The organism is Paenibacillus ihumii, from assembly GCF_001403875.1.
Lineage (GTDB): Bacteria > Bacillota > Bacilli > Paenibacillales > Paenibacillaceae > Fontibacillus > Fontibacillus ihumii.
On the sequence record NZ_LN884299.1, the window covers coordinates 1,004,073 to 1,023,090 of the forward strand.

The window sequence follows — 19,018 nt, forward strand, 5'->3', positions numbered from 1 at the left end:
AATGACAGCAACAATTCAGCGGATTTCGATAGTTGGAAGCATGCAATTTGTATATGTTTAAGTCATTAACTCTTAAGGAAGTGGTGTTTATGGATGTTATCCAAGTGGAACATATTCGAAAAAAGTTTGGAAATAAGGATGCGTTAATAGATGTGACTTTCTCAATTCCAAAAGGTGAAATTTTTGGTTTCCTAGGTCCGAGTGGTTCAGGAAAAACGACATTAATAAAGATTTTAACTGCGCAGTTAAATCCAACAAGTGGACAGGCTATTGTATTTAATCAGCCAGCGGAGATGATGCATCAGTCTGCACAGAAGATGCGATTTGGCATTTTGACGGATAACAGTGGTCTGTATGAGAGATTAACTATTGAGGAAAATTTAGAGCTGTATCGTCAATTATATGATCTTCCTAAATCTTCGATCGATAAGGTGCTGCAGTTTGTAAACTTAAGCGGTGAGCGTAAAAAGAAAGTTAACCGCTTATCGAAAGGGATGCGTCAGCGTGTCATGTTGGCATGCGCGATTATCCATGAGCCAGAATTATTATTTTTAGATGAACCTACCTCGGCTTTAGATCCAGTAAACTCAGCACATATTTATAAAGGCTTACGCTACTTAAATGAGAATGGGACAACAATTTTTTTAACTACGCATGACATGGCTGAGGCAGAATTGATATGTAACCGTGTAGCAATTTTATATCAAGGACAAATTCAAACCATCGGCTCACCAAAGGAACTTAAAAAACAGCATCGAGAAAACGTAGTTTGTGTTGACTTAATAAATGGGGAAGTACACGAGCTCCCGATCAATGAGGGAACGGCTGATCAAATAGCCGATTGGATGAAACAAGGATTAATTGATCGATTAGAAACGAAAGAGCCAAGTCTAGGTGATATCTTTATTAAAATAACAGGAAGTGAGTTACTATGAGTTTCTCATTAAAACGTGCTCGAGCAATTTTTGTGAAGGATTACAAAGAGTTTTCACGCAATTATGCGGTCTCCATTATGTTGATTTTCCCAATTATCCTAGCACTTCTTATTCGAGGTACAGGTCAGTCTTTACCTGGAGCCTTCGCTTTAGTTCTTAATCCTTCGTTTGTGTTACTAACAAGTTTCGCACAAGCATGCCTAATTGCGGAAGAAAAGGAGCGTAACACTTTAAGATCATTAATGATGACTCCGGCTACGACCATGGATGTTTTAATTGGTAAAAGTACTTTAGTCTTTGTAATGTCTGCTATTGTTCTGGCTATTTCAACGTATATATTTGGTTATGAGCCAATTAATAAATGGGCGTTTGTGGCAGCAATCATTCTTTCGATTATTCTATACACAGCAGCCGGGACGATATGTGGTTTATTCTCCAAGACGTTGCTTGAAGCATCATTATCGATACTACCTGTGGCGTTCGTATTCACTGGGGCACCATGGGGAGCGTTACTAGTGAAAGATTTTCCGATTTTTAAAGTGCTGGAGTACGTACCAAGCAGTCAACTTGTCTATTTGCTAGATACACGAAATATAGGCCTTACGACGGGGGAATTATTAAAACCCCTTCTCATTATTTTGGCATGGACGATTGTATTAACTATTGTGTCTGTTGTTCTGTATCAACGACGGTTAAAGGATGAGTAGAAAAAATATACAAAAAAGTCATACTTTAGCTACGTGAAAATTGCGTATTCTACCGAGGAGGGATCAAATTCCGATGAATTTAGCCGTTAAGTTGATGCGAGAATTCAAAGACCGCGATACCCGGCATAAGCTGAAAGGCTTTCGGGACAAAGTGGAGCTCATCAGGAAGCGGAATTTGGAAGCTTGGGACGATGGGAAGCTGCAAGCGGAATCCCTCCGGCTGAAAAAGGAAGCAAGATCGGGTACGCCTTTGGACGAGCTGCTTGTCGATGCCTATGCGCTAGTCTGCGAGGCGGCGAAGAGAAAGCTCGGATTGCAGCCGTACGATGTCCAGATCATGGCTGCCATCGCTTTGCACGAGGGATTTTTGATCGAGCAGCATACTGGCGAAGGAAAAACGCTCTCTGCGGTTATGCCTGCTTATCTCAATGCGCTAACCGGTGAAGGCGTTCATGTGCTGACTTTTAACGATTATTTGGCAAATCGGGATGCGGAGTGGATGGGCCCGGTCTATCGTTTCCTCGGGTTAACGGTAAAATCGGTGCAAGCGGGCATGAGCATGTCCGAGAAACGGGGAGCGTACGCCGCGGATATCACCTATGTTACGGCCAAAGAGGCGGGATTCGATTATTTGCGCGACACGATTGCATTAAACGAAGCTGATATCGTGCATCGTTCTTTCCACTACGTCATCGTTGACGAAGCAGATTCACTTCTTCTCGATGAAGCGCGGGTGCCGCTAGTCATTGCCTGCGAGCCGGGCGGCTTCACGAGCGACGGAATTCGTTTCGCAGAAGTGGCTCGACAGCTCAAGCAAGATGAGCATTACAACTTCGACGAGTTCCAGCGGAACGTTTACTTGAATGAAGCAGGGGCTGCAAAAGCGGAAGAGCTGCTGGGCTGCGTTAATTTGTATGAAAGCTACAATAGTCATCTGCTATCGTCGTTAAATTGTGCGCTGCATGCGGAAGCATTATTGAAAAAAGACGTTGATTACATCGTCCGGGACGGAAAAATTGAGCTGATTGACGAATACACCGGCCGCGTGGCGGAGAATAGGCATTTGCCGGACGGGTTGCAGGCCGCGCTTGCGGCCAAAGAAGGGCTCGAGCCTTTAGCCGGCGGGAGAATTTTGGGTACAATCACCCTTCAGCACTTCCTTAGCTTATATCCGAAGATTTGCGGAATGACGGCTACCGCACAAGTTTCCGCAATGGAATTCGAGGAGATTTATGCGCTGCAGGTCGTGCAAATCCCGCCGAACCGGCCAAACATACGGATCGACCATCCGCACCGGATTTATACCCATAAAGAAGCCAAATTTAAGGCGCTTGTACAAGAGATCTCGAACGTTCATAGGACGGGGCGTCCGATTCTTATTGGCACATCAAGCGTCGAGGAGTCTGACATGCTGGCGAAGGCGCTGGCGGCTGCCGACGTACCTTGCCATGTTCTGAATGCAAAAAACGACGCAGAAGAAGCCGAGATTATCGCCAAAGCAGGAGAAATCGGCGCTGTGACGGTGTCTACAAATATGGCGGGACGCGGCGTTGACATTCGGCTCGGCGGTGGCAACCCTATGCAAGCGGAAGTTGTTGCCAAGCTGGGCGGGCTTTATGTGATAGGTACGCATGTGCACGAAAGCGTGCGGATCGACGACCAACTGCGCGGGCGTTCCGGTCGCCAAGGCGACCCGGGCGCTTCCGTATTTTTCATGAGCTTGGAGGACGAGTTGATGCTTCGGTTCGGCATCGATAAAGTGATCCCGCCCGCCTATCGCGATCTTAGGCAGGATGAGGCTCTTGAAGAGTCGGTACTCCGCGGCAAAATCACCCACATTCAGCGAGTCATGATGGGCCAAAACTTCCAAATCCGCCAAGAACTGAACCGTTATTCGGATATGGTCGAGGAACAGCGGCGTATTTTATACGAGGAGCGGCTCGGAATTTTGAAAGGCGAGACGCCGATGAGCCCTTCGGAGCAGCGGGTACGGCTTTATTTTATCGACAAGTTCTGGGCTGACCATCTAGAATACGTTTCTTACATTCGCGAAAGCATCCATTTGACAAGCATGGTTAACCGCAATCCGATCGACGAATTTCATGAGCAAATTATCCAAGCCTTCGAGCAAATTCCGGCTAAGATAAATGAAGAGTCGGCGAATATGCTTGTAAAGCTCGGAGGTTCGAATGATCCGGCGATGTGGGAAAAGTTCGGGCTGAAGACTCCTACTTCCACTCGGACTTATATTATCAACGATCAATACATGGAGTACTTGCAGAATCGCAGTTCATGGAGTGCAGGGACGATCATCGCTTATTGGATTCGCAAAATGCTTAGGCCGGTATTCGGATGGTCAAAATTTTGATCGGGACCTTGTTTCTCTAGAATCAGATGATATACCCTGTCCGTTTGAATTTTTCAATTTTATAATCGGTATAAACATACCAAATGTAGCCGCCAAAGTTATGGCGGCTTTTTTGTAATCATTTTGAGAGGAGGATTTATATGTCAATCGCACAAGCAACACATTAACGACAACCTCCTCAGTAACCACCTTGCCCCGTCTACTCGATTATTACTTCTGCCTCATCTTTCGAGCGAGCATGAGGATGAGTCTGCAAGAGGCAATAGTGTCAATAGTGTTCAGAGCCAGTGAGCCTGGTGAAAGAGCGGTGTTTTAATAAGACCGTCATTTCCAATCAGAAGGATTTAAACAATAAATGTAAAATAATGAAGTATTAAACACTACTCTGACATGCTATAATTTCTCCGCATGGAATTAGATGGAAATATATAGAGAACAGGAGTGGAGAGATGCTTAGCAATGAACTGGATACAAACGGAGAGCATGAATTAACACACCCGCAGCAAAGAATCTGGATGATGGAAGCAACCTATCCGGGCACCTCGATTGGAAACTTGAATGCGGCCTTGAAGTTTGAGCAAAGGCTGGATGTAACCGTGCTGGAGAAGGCTGTTCAAGCGTTGATTGCATCCTATGATATTTTTCAGACGCGCCTGCATGTCAGGGATTCGGGGGAAGTATACCAATCCTTTATGCAGCAGCCTGAGCTAGAACCAGTTGATGTCGTTCCATTCAGCCAGGATACGGAGCAATCCGTCATTGACGCGTGGATTCGGGAACAAGGAAAAATTCCCTTTCAGCTCATCGGTTCGGAATTGTATTATTTTTGCATCATTTTAAAAGGCGAGGACGAAACATGGTTATACATGAAATCCCATCATATCATTCAGGATGGATTCTCCCTGAGTAAATGCGGACTGGAAGTTTACAGACTATATCAAGAGCTGCTTCATGGTGAAACTCCTCAAATCCCTCTGCCATATTCCTATCAAGCTTATATAGAAGAAGAGAAGAAGTATCTTCAGTCCGGCAGGTTTGCGAAAGACCGGAAATATTGGCTCGAAAAATTTCAAACTGTTCCGGATTCCTCTACGATCAAACCGAACCTTGCACCTGCCATAAATACACATGCTGCAAGGTTTTCGTATTCTCTGTCAAAGCTGCTGTCAGAGCAAATCAATCACTATGGCCAAGAGCATCAAGTGAGCCCTTCGAGCTTGCTTCTAAGCGCCCTCTCTATACTTCTGTTCAAATTAACATCCAACCAGGATATCGTCGTCGGTACCAATTATTTGAACCGGACAAATTTCAATGATAAGCATGCGCTCGGCATGTTTGTCAGTACTACGCCATTAAGAATGACGCTTGAACCGGAGATGACATTCAGGGAACTTGTTTCACAGGCGGGTCAGGAACAATTGTCTGCGCTGCGGCATCATAAGTATCCATATGATCTTTTGCTGTCCGAAATCAGGAAGAGTCATCCTCATGTGAACCGTTTATTTCAGCTAAGCATGGATTATTTGGATATGGGGCAGGCGGAAGAAGCCGGCTCGCAATTAGGGAATAGTGAAGATTACGGCTGCGAGGATCTGACTTTGGACGCTGTATTTCATTTGCATAACATGCCCGGCAATTTGCTGCTTAAAATAGATTACAGAACCAGCTTATTTACGGAAGAGGAAATACGGCAAATTTGCGATCGGCTGATGCTGATTATGGAGCAGGGAATGAAATCTCCGGGGCAAATGCTCAAGGATTTCGACATTGTTACGAAGGAAGAGAAGCACAAGCTTCTGGTGGATTTCAACGACACCTCGTTTCCCGTCAGAGACATCACGGTTCATCAATGCTTCGAGGAGCAGGCAAACCGGTTCCCGGATCGGACTGCGGTGGCATTTCAAGGCCACTCGATGACTTACCGCCAATTAAATGAACGGGCGAATCAACTGGCGCACACCTTGCGAAACAGAGGGGTCAAGGCAGGGCAGCCTGTAGGCATTCTCGCGGAACGATCTATGGAGATGATTACAGGTCTTCTCGCGATCTTGAAAGCGGGAGGCGCCTATGTTCCATTCGACCCGGAATACCCGCAGGAGCGGATGAGCTACATGATCGGCGATTCCGGGATAAAGCTGATGCTGCTGCAAAAGCATCTTTCAGCCAAGGCTGCGGGTGTGGAGCATCAAGTTGTGTTGGACGAGGAAATCTCCTATTGCGAAGAGAAAACCAATTTGCCGGATGTGAATCAACCGGGAGATTTGATGTACATCATGTATACTTCGGGGACAACGGGCGCTCCAAAAGGGGTCCTGATCACGCATCGCAATGTAACCAGTCTGATCCAGGGTGCAACCGAGTTTCAGATCACAGAACAGGACCGGGTTCTCCAATTGTCCAGCTATGCGTTCGACGGATCCACATTTGATATCTACAACGCTTTGCTGCGCGGGGCGGCACTCATCCTCGTTCCGAAGGAAACGATGAGAGACATTGCCCAAATTACGGATTTGATCAAAAATGAGCAAATCACAGTTTCTTTTATGACGACAGCCTTATTTAATTTGTTCATCGATTGTGACCTGTCGAGCTTGAAAAATATGAAGGCGATCTTTTTTGGGGGAGAGCAGGTATCGGTATCCCATGTAAGAAAAGCGCTGGATATGTTAGGCGCTGGCCGCTTATATCATATATATGGCCCGACCGAGTGTACGGTGTATGCGGCGTACTGGAAAATTAACAGCATCGATCCTGAAGCGGCAACCCTGCCGATTGGCTCGCCGATCAGTAATACCCAAATGTATATCGTCAATGGAGATCGTCAGCTTCAGCCGATCGGTGTTCCAGGGGAGCTGTGTATCGGGGGAGCCGGCCTTTCCCGGGGGTATTTAAATCAAGCTGATCTGACGAATGAGGTATTTGTAAATCATCCTTTCGCGGCGGGAGAACTAATTTACAGAACAGGCGATCTCGCAAAATGGCTGCCTGACGGAACGATCGAGTATGTCGGGCGACTGGATCATCAGGTTAAAATACGCGGCTTCCGTATCGAGCTTGGTGAAATCGATGCTCAACTGGCTAAAGTTCCTTCCATCAAGCAAAGTGTTGTTGTCGTTCGGGAGGACGAAGCCGGAGAGAAGCAGCTTTGCGGATACTACGTGGCAGACAGGACATTTGGGGCCGGCGAACTGCGGGATATTTTGTCACAGTCTCTGCCTAGGTTTATGATCCCCATGCGGTTCGTTAAGCTTCATGAAATGCCTTTAACCCCCAACGGAAAAATTGACCGTAAAGCCCTGCCCGAGCCGAGCGAGAGAGCTCATTATACAGGGACGGAATACGCTGAGCCGCAAACGGAGCTGGAGCAAAAGCTGGCCGCCGTATGGTCGGAGGTGCTTGAAGACGTCAATATCGGTATCGATGACGATTTTGTGGAGCTTGGCGGGCATTCGTTACTTGCGCTCAAGCTTGAGGTAGAACTGCAGAAGCATTTTGACATCGATCATTTCGATCTCCAGGAATGCAATACGATCCGTAAGCTGGCGGCGTATATTGAGGATAAGCTGGCGGTTGCTGTTGGCGGAGGGGAATACAATAATGTATAAACAGCTCCCTGTTCATATGCAGCCTGCGCTGTACAGCTATTTGCACCATGCGTATCCATTATCCGTCATGCCGGAGCATCCGCACTTTCTCCCCTGGCTTCACAGCCATTATATTCAATGGAGCGCGGACCCTGAGTTTTTTAATCATCTGGATGAACACATCTTTGTTAACTACTATCAGCCCATGCATACACATCATTACAATGAGCTGCTTCATCTCAAAATCATTACGGCAGATCTGCTCATCCGGATGGATACGGGAACGGATTTGATCGCTTTTTTCAAGCGAAGTATCGACCAGGGAGACTATGTCTATTTATTTCTGGATGAATTTTATTTGCCGGGGAAGGCCATGTACAGGCGGCATCATTTTGCGCATGACACTTTGTTGTTCGGCTATGATGATGAGAAGCAAGTGTTTCATACGCTTGGTTTTAATCACAATTATGAGTACGGACAGACGGATATCGGATATGAGCCGTTTCTGGAAAGCTATCGGCTGGCAGATCGCAGCAAAGCGTATTATACGAAGGAGATTATACTGTACAGCCTAAATAAAGATCGGACCTATGCATTTGATCCTCAGCTGGTGATGGAAAGCCTGGAGGATTATGTGCTGTCCCGCAACAGTTCAGAGAGATACAGGGCAATTGCCAGCCCCAATCCTCACGTGTACGGGCTTAAGGTTTACGAGGAAATCGTTAAATATTTGCGTTTGCTTCAATCAGACTCCACATTATACTGTAACATTATTCCGGTTCATCTTCTTTGGGAGCATAAAAAAATGATGGTTGACCGATTGGGGTATATGAAACAGCACCGCTATTGGAGTCCCCCTGAACAATTGACTGCCCGGTATCAAGAGATTGAACGAGAGGCCTTTTTGATCCGGAAGCTATTTTACAAGTACACTTTTTTTTTAAAGGAAGATACGAGTTTGCTGGAAGAGGCTGTGGCCAAGATCCAAATGCTTGCGGTTAAGGAATCGCTGGTGTTGGAGCAGGTGCTGAATGAGCTGCATGGAAAATCCATCGTATTTTAAAAGACTAAGAAGTGAAACACTTATTTATGGGGAGCCGGCGGATGCCGGCTCTTATTAACTGTGGGCAGAGCCCCGCATTAGGTTTCCGCCAGATTCATCTCTACGCACATGAGAATGAAGGCGCCGGCGCCATGCAGATCGTTTTCGCTGGTGGGACGGGCAATGTAGTGGGCGTAATCGCCGATGCCGGTGCCGATGCAAATGTTGCCGATCACGACGTTGCCATTCTCGTCGAACTTCAGCGTATCGATTACGCCTTGATAGCCTTTCCAGGCATAGTCCATGTATTTGGGGTCCAAATAGCCGAACCGGACGGCTTTGGCAATGGCATGAACAAACAGCGCTGTACAGGAGTTTTCCAGCCAATTATCCGGGCGGTCTCCTTTGTCGATGACTTGATACCACAGTCCCGTGGCAGGATCCTGATAGCTCGTCAGGGCGACAAGCAGTTCTTGTAGAATGGTTACGAGCTGTGCTTTATCCGGATGATCCTCTGGCAGGTATTCGAACATTTCCAGCAAAGCGACGGGATACCAGCCAATGGCGCGGCCCCAGAACTCCGGCGCAACACCTGTGACGGGGTCGGCCCATTTAGCCTCTTTGGTTTCGTCCCAGCCGTGATATAGCAGTCCGGTAGCCGGATCCTTCGTATGCTTCGCCATGAGGAGAGCCTGGAAGGTCATCATGGAGTAATATTCGCTGTCGCCGAATGTTTTAGCAAATTGCACGGCAATCGGACCGGCCATATATAAGCCGTCCAGCCACATTTGATTCGGATAATGTCCCTTGTGCCAGAATCCGCCCGACGGATTCGTCGGCCATGACTTCAGCAGAGGGACTAGCGTATGCAGCGCTTCTTTGTATCGCTCGTCTCCTGTCTGCTCATAGAGAGTGAAGAGAAGCACGCCGGGCTGAATGTCATCGAGCTCGTCAGATTTAAACTTCTTGATGCTGCCGTCATCTAGTACTTGGCTGTCCACCCACCGTTTCATGTAATCGTAGAGTTTCTGTTCTCCGGTCTGCCGCCAGCATTTCTCCATGCCGGACAGAAAGACCCCCTGATGGTAGTGGAACCGGTCCGGCGGAAGATCCTCCGGCTCGAATTTGGCCATTAATGCTTCGCAGGCTTGCTGCGCCCATTGAATCGGGCTCATAAGAGATGTGGATGATGGCATGGATATCCTTCCTCCTTCTTGTTTATACTGCTATTCTAGCATCGTAAAATGTACATGTTTTGCGGATATATCCTCTTTCTTCTTATTTCTTGCGATATAATGAAATATTAAGACTACATCGTTAACAACGGTTAGGGAAGGAGAGCGAGGCAGTTTGGGAGAACTTTATTTCGAAAATAGCACAGGAAATTTCCTGGTGTCCCACCGGGAAGCATTAAGCCACCATATGCCGGTCAGCCATTTTCACAGCACGTACGAAATCTATTATTTGATGTCCGGCCAGCGGAATATCTTTATTCAGGATCGAACGATAGCGATGAACGAGGGCGATGTGGTCATTATTGCGCCGAATATTCTGCATCGTACGATCAATGCGGCCCAGCCGAAGCATGAGCGGCTTATCCTTAATATACACGAGCAGTATTTTGCGCCGGATGGTTCTCATAAGGAAGCGCTTCGGCCTTTGCTGGAACGGGATTATTTGATCGTGAACGGTTCCTTGCGCAGCCAACTGTCGATCGAGCCGTTGTCCCGGGCTATTATAGAGGAGATGAAGGAGCAGGAGAGCGGCTTCGAATTATTTGCGCAGACGCTTGCCGTACAGCTGCTTATCATTTGCTGCAGGCATTTCAAGCAGAACGCCATGGAGGCGCTAGCCTCGCCAAGTCCCATGCATGAAAGAATATTGGAGATCGTCCGCTATATCAACGAACACTACACAGAGGATTTATCGCTTCATCTGCTGGCGGACAAGTTCTATATCAGCCCCTATTATTTGAGCCGCTACTTTAAAAAAGCAACGGGCTTTACATACGTAGAGTACGTGAATAGCGTCCGAATCAAGGAAGCCAAGAAGCTGCTGGAGGGCTCTTCCATGAAAGTGAACTTGATTGCCAGAAGGGTCGGCTTTGGAAGTGTGACGCATTTCGGCCGGGTGTTCAAGGAGGTTACGGGCAATGCGCCGTTATTTTACAGAAGGAATATTTAGTTTCCGCTATGAGTTTCCGCCGGCAACTTTTGGTTGATATGCTGGAATCATTTCATCCTTTACACTGTTGTAAAGCAGTAAAGGGAGATGAACGCGATGATGCCAAGCCAGGCTTTGAACCCATACTTGCCTAGCTACGAATACATCCCCGATGGTGAACCCTATGTATTCGGAGATAGATTATATGTATTTGGTTCGCATGACAGATTTAACGGTAAGCTTTTTTGCATGAATGATTATGTTTGCTGGTCTGCCCCCATTGATGATCTAAGTGATTGGAGATACGAAGGGGTCATCTATAGGAAAACGCAAGATCCTATGAACAAATTAGGTTTGTATCAGATGTATGCACCTGATGTGGCAAAAGGGCCAGACGGGCGATATTACCTGTACTATACACTGGCCTTTCGCAGCGTTATGGCCGTAGCTGTATGCGATTCACCGGCAGGCGAGTATGAGTTTTACGGTTATGTAAGCCATCCGAACGGAGATAGGCTGTGGGATCACAGCGGAGATCCTATTTTATTCGATCCCGGCGTTCTAGTTGATGATGATGGATGCGTTTATCTGTATTCAGGCTTTGCACCAATAAAAGATGTTCCTTTTTTCGTGACAGGATGGAAGAAACGTACTTGTAAAGGCGGGTACGTAATTCAGTTACAGCCGGATATGAAAACGGTGACCGGTGAACCGAAGCTCATCCTTCCCAAAGCGGGGGAGGCAGACGGCACTGGATTCGAGGGGCATGAGTTTTTTGAGGCGAGCTCGATCCGTAAAATAAAAGATACCTATTACTTGATCTACTCGTCGATCAACGGCCATGAACTATGCTATGCCACAAGCAAAAGCCCGACAAGCGGCTTTAAATTCGGCGGATCGATCATAAGCAATGGCGACCTTTATATGAACGGACACGATTCGGATCAAAAGGCCTATAACTATATTGGCAACAATCATGGCGGGATCGTTCAGGTTAGAGATCAATGGTATGTGTTCCATCACAGGCACACGAACCGGCATCATTATTCCAGACAGGGACTTGCCGAGCCGATCGAGATCAAGGAAGATGGGGCGATTCCACAGGTAGAGCTGACAAGTTGTGGACTAAACAACGGTCCGCTCATCGGCAGAGGAGAGTATGAGGCGCGAATTGCCTGTCATTTGATGTCAGCGGAAGGCGCAGGCCGGTACGGGGTTTATTTCGGAAATATAACCTTCCGAAAGCATCCATATTTCACGCAAAGCGGGAAAGACAGGGAGAATAATCCTTATCAATATATTGCAAATATGAGAAGTGGAGCTGTCGCGGGCTTCAAGTATTTTCTGATGCAGGATGTAGTGGAAATCGCTGTATGTGTTCGGGGTCGTGCTACGGGGTTCATGCTGGTTGCGAATGATTTACATGCAGAGCCGATTGCAAGGATACCGATCTCGCCAAGCAGCGCCTTTACGTATTACGGGGCGAAAATTAACATCGAAAATGGGAAGCAGGCGCTCTTTTTTACCTTTGAGGGATCGGGAAAGCTGGATTTCAAGTCAATGGTGTTGAAATAATAGCTTGTTCCGTCACGTCAATACCGCCATAACAAATAATTATCCATAATGATAGGCTGCGCTGACTTCTAACCAAGGAAGGGCGCAGCCTATTTTCATAAGATATAAGAAAGTATAGACACTGCGGACTCCCCTTCCCCATTTCGCAATAAAAACTAAGCCCCAAGGAACATCTTCATGTCATCCTCAACATTTGTAATCCCGCCGATGCCGAACTGCTCCACCAACACATTGGCCACGTTCGGAGAGAGGAAGGCAGGCAGCGTCGGCCCGATATGGATGTTTTTAACCCCAAGATAGAGCAGGGCCAGCAGCACGATGACCGCTTTTTGCTCATACCAGGCGATATTATATGAAATCGGCAGCTCGTTGATGTCATCCAGCCCCAATATCTCTTTCAGCTTCAACGCAATGATGGCGAGCGAGTAGGAGTCGTTGCATTGGCCTGCGTCCAGGACGCGCGGGATGCCTCCGATTTCGCCGAGATCAAGCTTGTTGTATTTGTATTTTGCGCAGCCCGCGGTGAGAATGACTGTGTCGCGTGGAAGCTGCTGGGCAAACTCGGTATAGTAACTGCGCGACTTCATCCGGCCATCGCATCCGGCCATGACAAAGAAACGCCGAATGTCTCCAGCCTTCACGGCATCGACTACTTGGTCGGCAATGCTCGTCACGGTGTTATGGGCAAAGCCGCCGACGATTTCCCCGGTCTCCAGCTCGGTAGGGGGCGGGCACTGCTTGGCCAGGGCTATAATTTCGGAAAAATCTTTAGGCTGACCGTCTACGCCCTCCGGAATATGCCGCAATCCAGGATAGCCGGTGTTTCCCGTCGTAAAGATGCGTTTCACATAGCTCGGCTTCGGTGGAACGATGCAGTTGGTCGTCATTAGGATCGGGCCATTAAAGCTCTCAAATTCGCTGGCTTGCTTCCACCAGGCATTGCCGTAATTCCCGACAAAATGCTCGTATTTCTTAAAGGCTGGGTAGTAGTGCGCCGGCAGCATTTCGCTATGGGTGTACACATCCACGCCAGTTCCTTCGGTTTGCTGCAGCAGCTCTTCCAGATCCTTCAGGTCATGGCCGCTCACTAAAATGCCCGGGCGATTACGCACTCCGATGTTGACTTTCGTCACCTCGGGATGACCATAAACGCCGGTATTGGCTTGATCCAGCAAGGCCATGGCATCCACGCCGAATTTGCCCGTCTCCATCACGAGTGCGACCATTTGATCCACGGTTAATGTATCATCTAAAGTAGCGGCAAGCGCTCGCTGCATAAATTGCTCCACTTCGCGATTCGTATAATTCAGTTGATAGGCATGATACTGATATGCGGCCATTCCTTTAAGCCCATAGGTGAGCAGCTCTCGCAGGGAGCGGATATCCGCATCTGCAGTAGCAAGTACGCCAACCTCCTTGGCTTTGGCATCCAACGCTTCTTCATCGCTGTCATGCCAAACCGCCGCATCTGGCAATATCGTCTGGCTGGCTGGATGCTGATGCTCCCACTGCTCACGTACCTCATCACGAAGAGTGAGCGCTTCGCGAATTTTAGCGACGAACACGTCCCGGTCAAAATTGGCATTTGTAATTGTAGCGAACAATGAATCCATTATAAAGACAGATGTCCGGCGTTCCAGCGATTCTGGCAGCTCCGTGCCCGCGCTGAAGAAGGATATGCCTTTCAAAACAAAAATAAGCAAATCCTGCAGGTTGGCGACCTCAGGCGTCTTCCCGCATACGCCTACGATGGTGCAGCCAACACCTTTAGATGCCTCTTGGCACTGAAAACAAAACATCGGCATCTGCCGCTCAGCATTTTTAACCGCAGCTTGTTCCATAGAATTGACCTCCTGAAATCATAGTTATCATGGTCAGGCATCCGATGGGCCTAACCCAATCATTCAGAAGCATAACGCAGGAGAAGGTGCGGACTAGTGATTGGAATCACAAACTTGAAAATCGAGCCAAAAAATACATAATTAGAGAAAATGCTGCGATACGGCTTGTCTTGATTTTCTCGCATAAAAGCTTCTGTCATCGTATTGCCCGAATCCCTGCTCTGTCAGGTATGCCGCTAAACTTCTAGCATCGGGCGGGACAGGTCCGAATTGATCGCTGTTATATAACGCTTCTGCCATTCGGGCGTCTGCCGAATCAAGATAGATCTTGCGGCCTGTAATCAGGTTGCTTAGTATGGAGTTGTCTCTGCCCTTCGTCAACACGACCTCTTGCTTGAATCTGAAGTACATTGCCATCCCCCTCTAATCTCTAAGATCCTGAAACAAATGCGGTGAGAGTCCTCTCGAATCCTATTATAAATGGTAAAAATATTATTTTATTGATGTCAAATTGTCTATTTTGTTAAATATAGCAAAAATGTAAATGCGAGCTAGCTCTGATAGTCCGTTGTTATAACGCAACGCTCCATAGTATAGCCTTCATCTCGCTTGCGGTGATTGGCATGACGTGTCTGATATTCTATTATGAGAATAGAGTAAACGGTGGAATGGCGGCGGGGATAGCAGCAGAATAAGGTGAACGGAGGGGACCATTGTATTGAGAAGTGAACATGAAATGATGAGTATATTTTTTGAATTTTGCCAGAAACGATGACAGAATCCGGCTGGTAACCTTGGAAGGATCACGAATTGGTTTTCTTACTTGATACTTTTTGAGGATGGGAACAAATTAGATCTGACGCGGATCCCCCTTAACGAGGTAGAGGATTATTTTCAGAATAGTGATGGCTTGGTTGAGGTTCTGCTCGATAAGGATAGGCTAATTAACTATGAAGCAGCCGCAAATGACCGTCAATACTGGATCAAAAGGCCGACCGCAAGGGAATTTGATGATTTAATTAGACCGCCTTCTCTTATAGCGGCAGACCAAATGTTAGGCGCTGACATAGGAGCTGCAGTCCGCTTAGCGGGAGGCTTTCCTCTGAGCAGCAATGGTTCGCGAAATTTAGAGGGGACGATATTGAATCCTCGTTCCCTAAGGCCAAGAGCTCTGGGGGATCAGGGATCTTCGATTTTCATCCCCAGTTCAGCTATTGTCCAAGCTTCGTTGGCAGCACACCCGCTATCAGCTTCGATAAAAAATTCTATGTTCAGTAATACCTGTCCAATTGGAGGATCTCCTCAACGTCATCCATCTGGACGATGAGCAACTCAAACTCCTCTCCATGGCGGGCATAAATTTGCGGCAGCAAAATACCAAGACGCCTGCTCTCATCTGCTTGATTCACCAAATCCTCCAATAACACGGACACGCCTCGTTCATCGCCGAAATCCTCGGCCTCCAGAGGCTCAAGGGGGGACGGCAGGGATATGTATAAGGTCTTCGACCAGTCCAGCTCGCCGGGTTCACTCCTGATCACAAGCTGCAAAGGCCTATAGGCTTCGTTATAGAAATCGCAAAATGCTCTGATCCGCATATCTTCATCCTTTCTCCCAAAGCTGCTTCTCCAGTTGGGAAAGAATCCGCTGTGTTTCGGGCGACCATTTGACCACGGTCTCCTTCTGTTTCCTTTCAGCCTCCTGGGCGGCGGCCATCAGACTGCCGTGCAGGACGCGCCGCTGAATTTGATCCAGCCGCTGTTCGGCCAGCTCCAGAGGAATACGGAATGCATCGGCGATATAAGGTATAGCTTCATTCCGCTGATCCGGGACAGGCAGCTTCTCGAACATGTAGAAGGGGACGGCCGCGTATAGCACGAATTGATCTGCCTCCGCTTCCTGGGCATCCTTGAACAGGCTTGGCATGCTGCGCTGATCCCCCGCGTGCCTCAGCACATGGCATAATTCATGGAAGAAAATGACCCGCGCCATCACATCATCGGTATGCTTATTCAGGAAAATAACCCGTTCTTCGTTGTCCGAAAAAGACGGACAGGCGGCATACACCAGTTCTATGTCAAAAGCCTCGGCAATCCGCTCGATATCATGCTGAACGGCATCAAGCAGGCCGCTGCTTCGGTATTTAGAGTTAATCCACTGCTCCAGATGGGTCTCTTGATAATAGGAAAATAACATGGAGATCACCTCTTATGGGAATGTATGTTCGGTATTAAGGTGCAAATAAAGGTCCTGAAAAGGACCTGAGTGAGAATAAATGAGATTACAGGGTATTGCCTTCATTATAGTCATTTATTGGATTGGTTGTCCAGCAGCTTCTTCTTCTGCTCGCGGTAAGCCTTCAGAGCAGCCTCCATCATGGCGATCTCATCCGCCGTATAGGCTTCCGGACCGCCGTAGAAAGACATGTTCGCCTGGATTTCCTCCGTCGGCGATGGATCGGAAGTACGTCCGAGCAAATAATCCCCGTTCGTATCCAGCGCATCCACGATTCTTCTTAACGATTCGGGATCCGGCTTCCGGTCGTTCGTCTCATATCTCGACAACTGAACAGTCGTTAAGCCTGCCCTGGATGCGAGGTCCTTTTGGGTTAAGTTTTTCTGTTCTCGTAGATGCTTGATCCGATCGCCCAGTGTATGCATAGACACTCCCTCTTTTGATTTTACTCTTAAAATATAAACACATCATTACCATACTGGTATAAAAGCATATTGAGACAATTAAAGTGCAAGATGTTGACATTGCCAATTTGGTAATATATAATGCAATTAATATTACCGAAACGGTAAGGTAAGCTTTGTATATTTATTTTACCTTGTTTGAGACGGCAAATCAACACATTTCATAAATGTTAGTTTAAGAGGATCGTTATTTTTCCGCTATGTAAGACTAAAAGACAGTTGCCGTATTGGTAATTTGATGGCGTGATCATTATCTTCATGGAGGGATTTGCAATGGGGAAAAGACAAATCAACTCATTTACGATTTTTCATAGTTTACCGGTGGATGAGGCTGCAACCCGAGCCGCCGTGATTCAGCTTCTGGAAGAAATGAGGCAGTATCGGCAGATCGGATATATTCGCCAAATGGCGAATGTAACACATAGCTATTCTGCGAGATACCATGGAGTCACCCATGCTGTTCATAAGCCGACTGAGGAGGTCGCGATTCGCAATATCGACAAAGAAGCGGAGCTGCGAAGGAAGTCGGAGCTGCTGGATCAGGCCTTGAAGGGGCTAACCAGCATGCAGCGGGAAGTTATTGAACGCAGCTATCTCAATCATGAGCGCGAGTATGACTTCATCAGCTGCGGCGAAATGGGCATTAGCGACCGGACGTATCGCCGTATCAAGGCTAGTGCGCTCAGGCTGCTTGCAATAGCCATGAAGCTGGAGGTAGTTCTTGAACCGGAGGAGATGAAACATTCCCACTCTGTGCATGGAGTCGGCTAAGCCGGCTTTTAGACTTTACGGGCGATCATTACCTAATAAGGCACGATCCCTTATAATATAAGTAAACACCGCTAATAATAAATCTGACAGGCGGTTGATCGAAGCGAAGGGGATTGTCGATTTGGGGACTCAAAGACAGCTGATATTGGACCGACTGCGCGGACAGATCCGGGCGGAAGAGCATATTATCGGCGTGGCCGCCGGAGCAGGAATTTCCGCCAAATATGCAGTAAAAGGCGGAGCTGATCTCATATTGGTGCTGAACTCGGGACGATTCAGACAGATGGGACTCGGCTCGATTGCCGGTTATTTGCCTTTTGCCAACAACAATGACATGGTGATGGATTTCGGCTCGCGGGAAATTTTGTCCGTGGTAGGCGATACGCCTGTCATTTTTGGATTATGCGGCACTGATCCCGGACTGGAGCTTCCCGTTTATCTGCACCGGATTCATAGCACCGGTTTCGCAGGCATTATCAATTATCCGACACTCGGGCTGATCGGCGGGCAATTTCGCGAAGCGCTGGAGGAAGAGGGGATGTCCTATTTGCAGGAGGTGGAAGCCGTCCGGCTGGCGCATGAGCTGGATCTGTTTACAATGGCTTTTGTGTTTAACGCGGAGCAGGCGGGCCTTATGCTGGAAGCGGGAGCCGATGTCATTTGCGCTCACCTGGGTGTTACTGCAGGCGGCTTGATGGGAACAAAAAAAGTGCTTTCCCTGGAGAAGGGGGCTGAAATCGCCCGTCATATTTTTGCAGTATGCGATGCATCCGGTAAACAGCCGATCAAGCTTGTATACGGAGGGCCTGTCCACAGCCCGATTGACGTGCAGTATATGTATGACAATACATCGGCCATGGGATACGTCGGCGGTTCCAGCTTTGAGCGGATTCCGACGGAGGAAGCAATTGTGGAGACGACCTACCGATTTAAGCTTACCGGCCAGCTGAAGCAGGACAAGCTGTTGATGGACAAATTGGCCCTGGCGGACGAACCTTATGATTATGTGGCTTTCGTCAAAGAATACATTGCGGAAAATTATATGAACAACATATCGTTAACTGAGCTTGCGGAGCGGATTCATGTCTCAAGGACACATCTGAGCGCTTTATTTAACAAAGAAGTAGGCTGCAGCTTCCCGGAATATATTGCGAAATACCGGATTCATAAAGCGCAGGACGTCATAAAGCATACCAGACTGCCATTGGCGCGCATCGCGGAAATGGTCGGGTATCCGGATTACGTCCATTTCAGCAAAACCTTTAAAAAGTATACGGGAATGACTCCGCAATCCTTTCGCCGGCAACTATAAACAACATAAGACAAATATACA

Annotated in this window: 15 protein-coding genes and 1 pseudogene; 10 read left to right on the plus strand and 6 right to left on the minus strand. The window is 47.7% G+C overall.

The window, feature by feature from the left end:
• The first annotated feature begins 89 nt into the window (after positions 1-89).
• The 5 genes from BN2762_RS12140 to BN2762_RS12160 all read left to right on the plus strand — a co-directional run bounded on the left by BN2762_RS12140 (position 90) and on the right by BN2762_RS12160 (position 8,657).
• Complete coding sequence (locus tag BN2762_RS12140) at positions 90-935, plus strand: ABC transporter ATP-binding protein (RefSeq protein ID WP_055107238.1); 846 nt, start codon at positions 90-92, stop codon at positions 933-935.
• Positions 932-1,642 (plus strand): ABC transporter permease, encoded by a 711-nt coding sequence (locus BN2762_RS12145; RefSeq protein ID WP_055107239.1) that lies wholly within the window; start codon positions 932-934, stop codon positions 1,640-1,642. Before BN2762_RS12140 ends, BN2762_RS12145 begins: the two co-directional genes overlap by 4 nt.
• A 73-nt stretch (positions 1,643-1,715) precedes the next feature.
• A complete protein-coding gene (locus tag BN2762_RS12150; protein ID WP_055107240.1) occupies positions 1,716-4,010 on the plus strand; it encodes a preprotein translocase subunit SecA in 2,295 nt (764 codons plus the stop codon).
• Positions 4,011-4,459: 449 nt separating this feature from the next.
• A complete protein-coding gene (locus BN2762_RS12155; RefSeq protein WP_055107241.1) occupies positions 4,460-7,615 on the plus strand; it encodes a non-ribosomal peptide synthetase in 3,156 nt (1,051 codons plus the stop codon).
• On the plus strand, positions 7,608-8,657 hold the full coding sequence (locus tag BN2762_RS12160) for a cysteine peptidase family C39 domain-containing protein (RefSeq protein WP_055107242.1): 1,050 nt from the start codon (positions 7,608-7,610) through the stop codon (positions 8,655-8,657). The genes BN2762_RS12155 and BN2762_RS12160 overlap by 8 nt, the downstream gene beginning before the upstream one ends.
• A gap of 77 nt (positions 8,658-8,734) precedes the next feature.
• Here the strand turns inward: BN2762_RS12160 and BN2762_RS12165 are convergent, their stop codons facing one another.
• Complete coding sequence (locus BN2762_RS12165) at positions 8,735-9,832, minus strand: glycoside hydrolase family 88/105 protein (RefSeq protein ID WP_055107243.1); 1,098 nt, start codon at positions 9,830-9,832, stop codon at positions 8,735-8,737.
• Positions 9,833-9,986: 154 nt separating this feature from the next.
• On the opposite strand from BN2762_RS12165, the gene BN2762_RS12170 reads away from it, so the two are divergent.
• Positions 9,987-10,820, plus strand: a complete 834-nt coding sequence (locus BN2762_RS12170; protein ID WP_055107244.1) for an AraC family transcriptional regulator — start codon at positions 9,987-9,989, stop codon at positions 10,818-10,820.
• Between the two features lie 99 nt (positions 10,821-10,919).
• Positions 10,920-12,374 carry a family 43 glycosylhydrolase gene (locus tag BN2762_RS12175; RefSeq protein WP_055109973.1) on the plus strand — a complete coding sequence of 485 codons (1,455 nt, stop codon included), beginning with the start codon at positions 10,920-10,922 and terminating at the stop codon, positions 12,372-12,374.
• Positions 12,375-12,529: 155 nt separating this feature from the next.
• Here BN2762_RS12175 and hcp read toward each other — a convergent pair whose 3' ends face one another.
• The gene (gene hcp / locus BN2762_RS12180) at positions 12,530-14,215 is read right to left on the minus strand and encodes a hydroxylamine reductase (RefSeq protein ID WP_222861074.1); all 1,686 of its coding nucleotides are present in this window, start codon (positions 14,213-14,215) and stop codon (positions 12,530-12,532) included.
• 141 nt (positions 14,216-14,356) lie between these two features.
• Complete coding sequence (locus BN2762_RS12185; protein WP_055107245.1) at positions 14,357-14,626, minus strand: hypothetical protein; 270 nt, start codon at positions 14,624-14,626, stop codon at positions 14,357-14,359.
• A gap of 307 nt (positions 14,627-14,933) precedes the next feature.
• Between BN2762_RS12185 and BN2762_RS26900 the strand changes: the two are divergent.
• Positions 14,934-15,230 (plus strand): annotated as a pseudogene (locus BN2762_RS26900) (aminoglycoside 6-adenylyltransferase); the annotation flags it as partial.
• Between the two features lie 256 nt (positions 15,231-15,486).
• Here BN2762_RS26900 and BN2762_RS12190 read toward each other — a convergent pair.
• The 3 genes from BN2762_RS12190 to BN2762_RS12200 form a co-directional block, all read right to left on the minus strand.
• Positions 15,487-15,813, minus strand: coding sequence for a hypothetical protein (locus BN2762_RS12190; RefSeq protein ID WP_055107246.1), 327 nt, complete (start codon positions 15,811-15,813; stop codon positions 15,487-15,489).
• A 4-nt stretch (positions 15,814-15,817) separates the two neighbouring features.
• Positions 15,818-16,411 carry an ImmA/IrrE family metallo-endopeptidase gene (locus BN2762_RS12195; RefSeq protein ID WP_055107247.1) on the minus strand — a complete coding sequence of 198 codons (594 nt, stop codon included), beginning with the start codon at positions 16,409-16,411 and terminating at the stop codon, positions 15,818-15,820.
• Between the two features lie 110 nt (positions 16,412-16,521).
• A complete protein-coding gene (locus BN2762_RS12200; protein ID WP_055107248.1) occupies positions 16,522-16,875 on the minus strand; it encodes a helix-turn-helix domain-containing protein in 354 nt (117 codons plus the stop codon).
• Between the two features lie 312 nt (positions 16,876-17,187).
• On the opposite strand from BN2762_RS12200, the gene BN2762_RS12205 reads away from it, so the two are divergent.
• A complete protein-coding gene (locus BN2762_RS12205; RefSeq protein WP_055107249.1) occupies positions 17,188-17,685 on the plus strand; it encodes an ArpU family phage packaging/lysis transcriptional regulator in 498 nt (165 codons plus the stop codon).
• A gap of 121 nt (positions 17,686-17,806) precedes the next feature.
• Positions 17,807-18,997: a phosphoenolpyruvate hydrolase family protein gene (locus tag BN2762_RS12210; RefSeq protein ID WP_083484919.1), complete on the plus strand. Its 1,191-nt coding sequence runs from the start codon at positions 17,807-17,809 to the stop codon at positions 18,995-18,997.
• Positions 18,998-19,018: the final 21 nt, after the last annotated feature.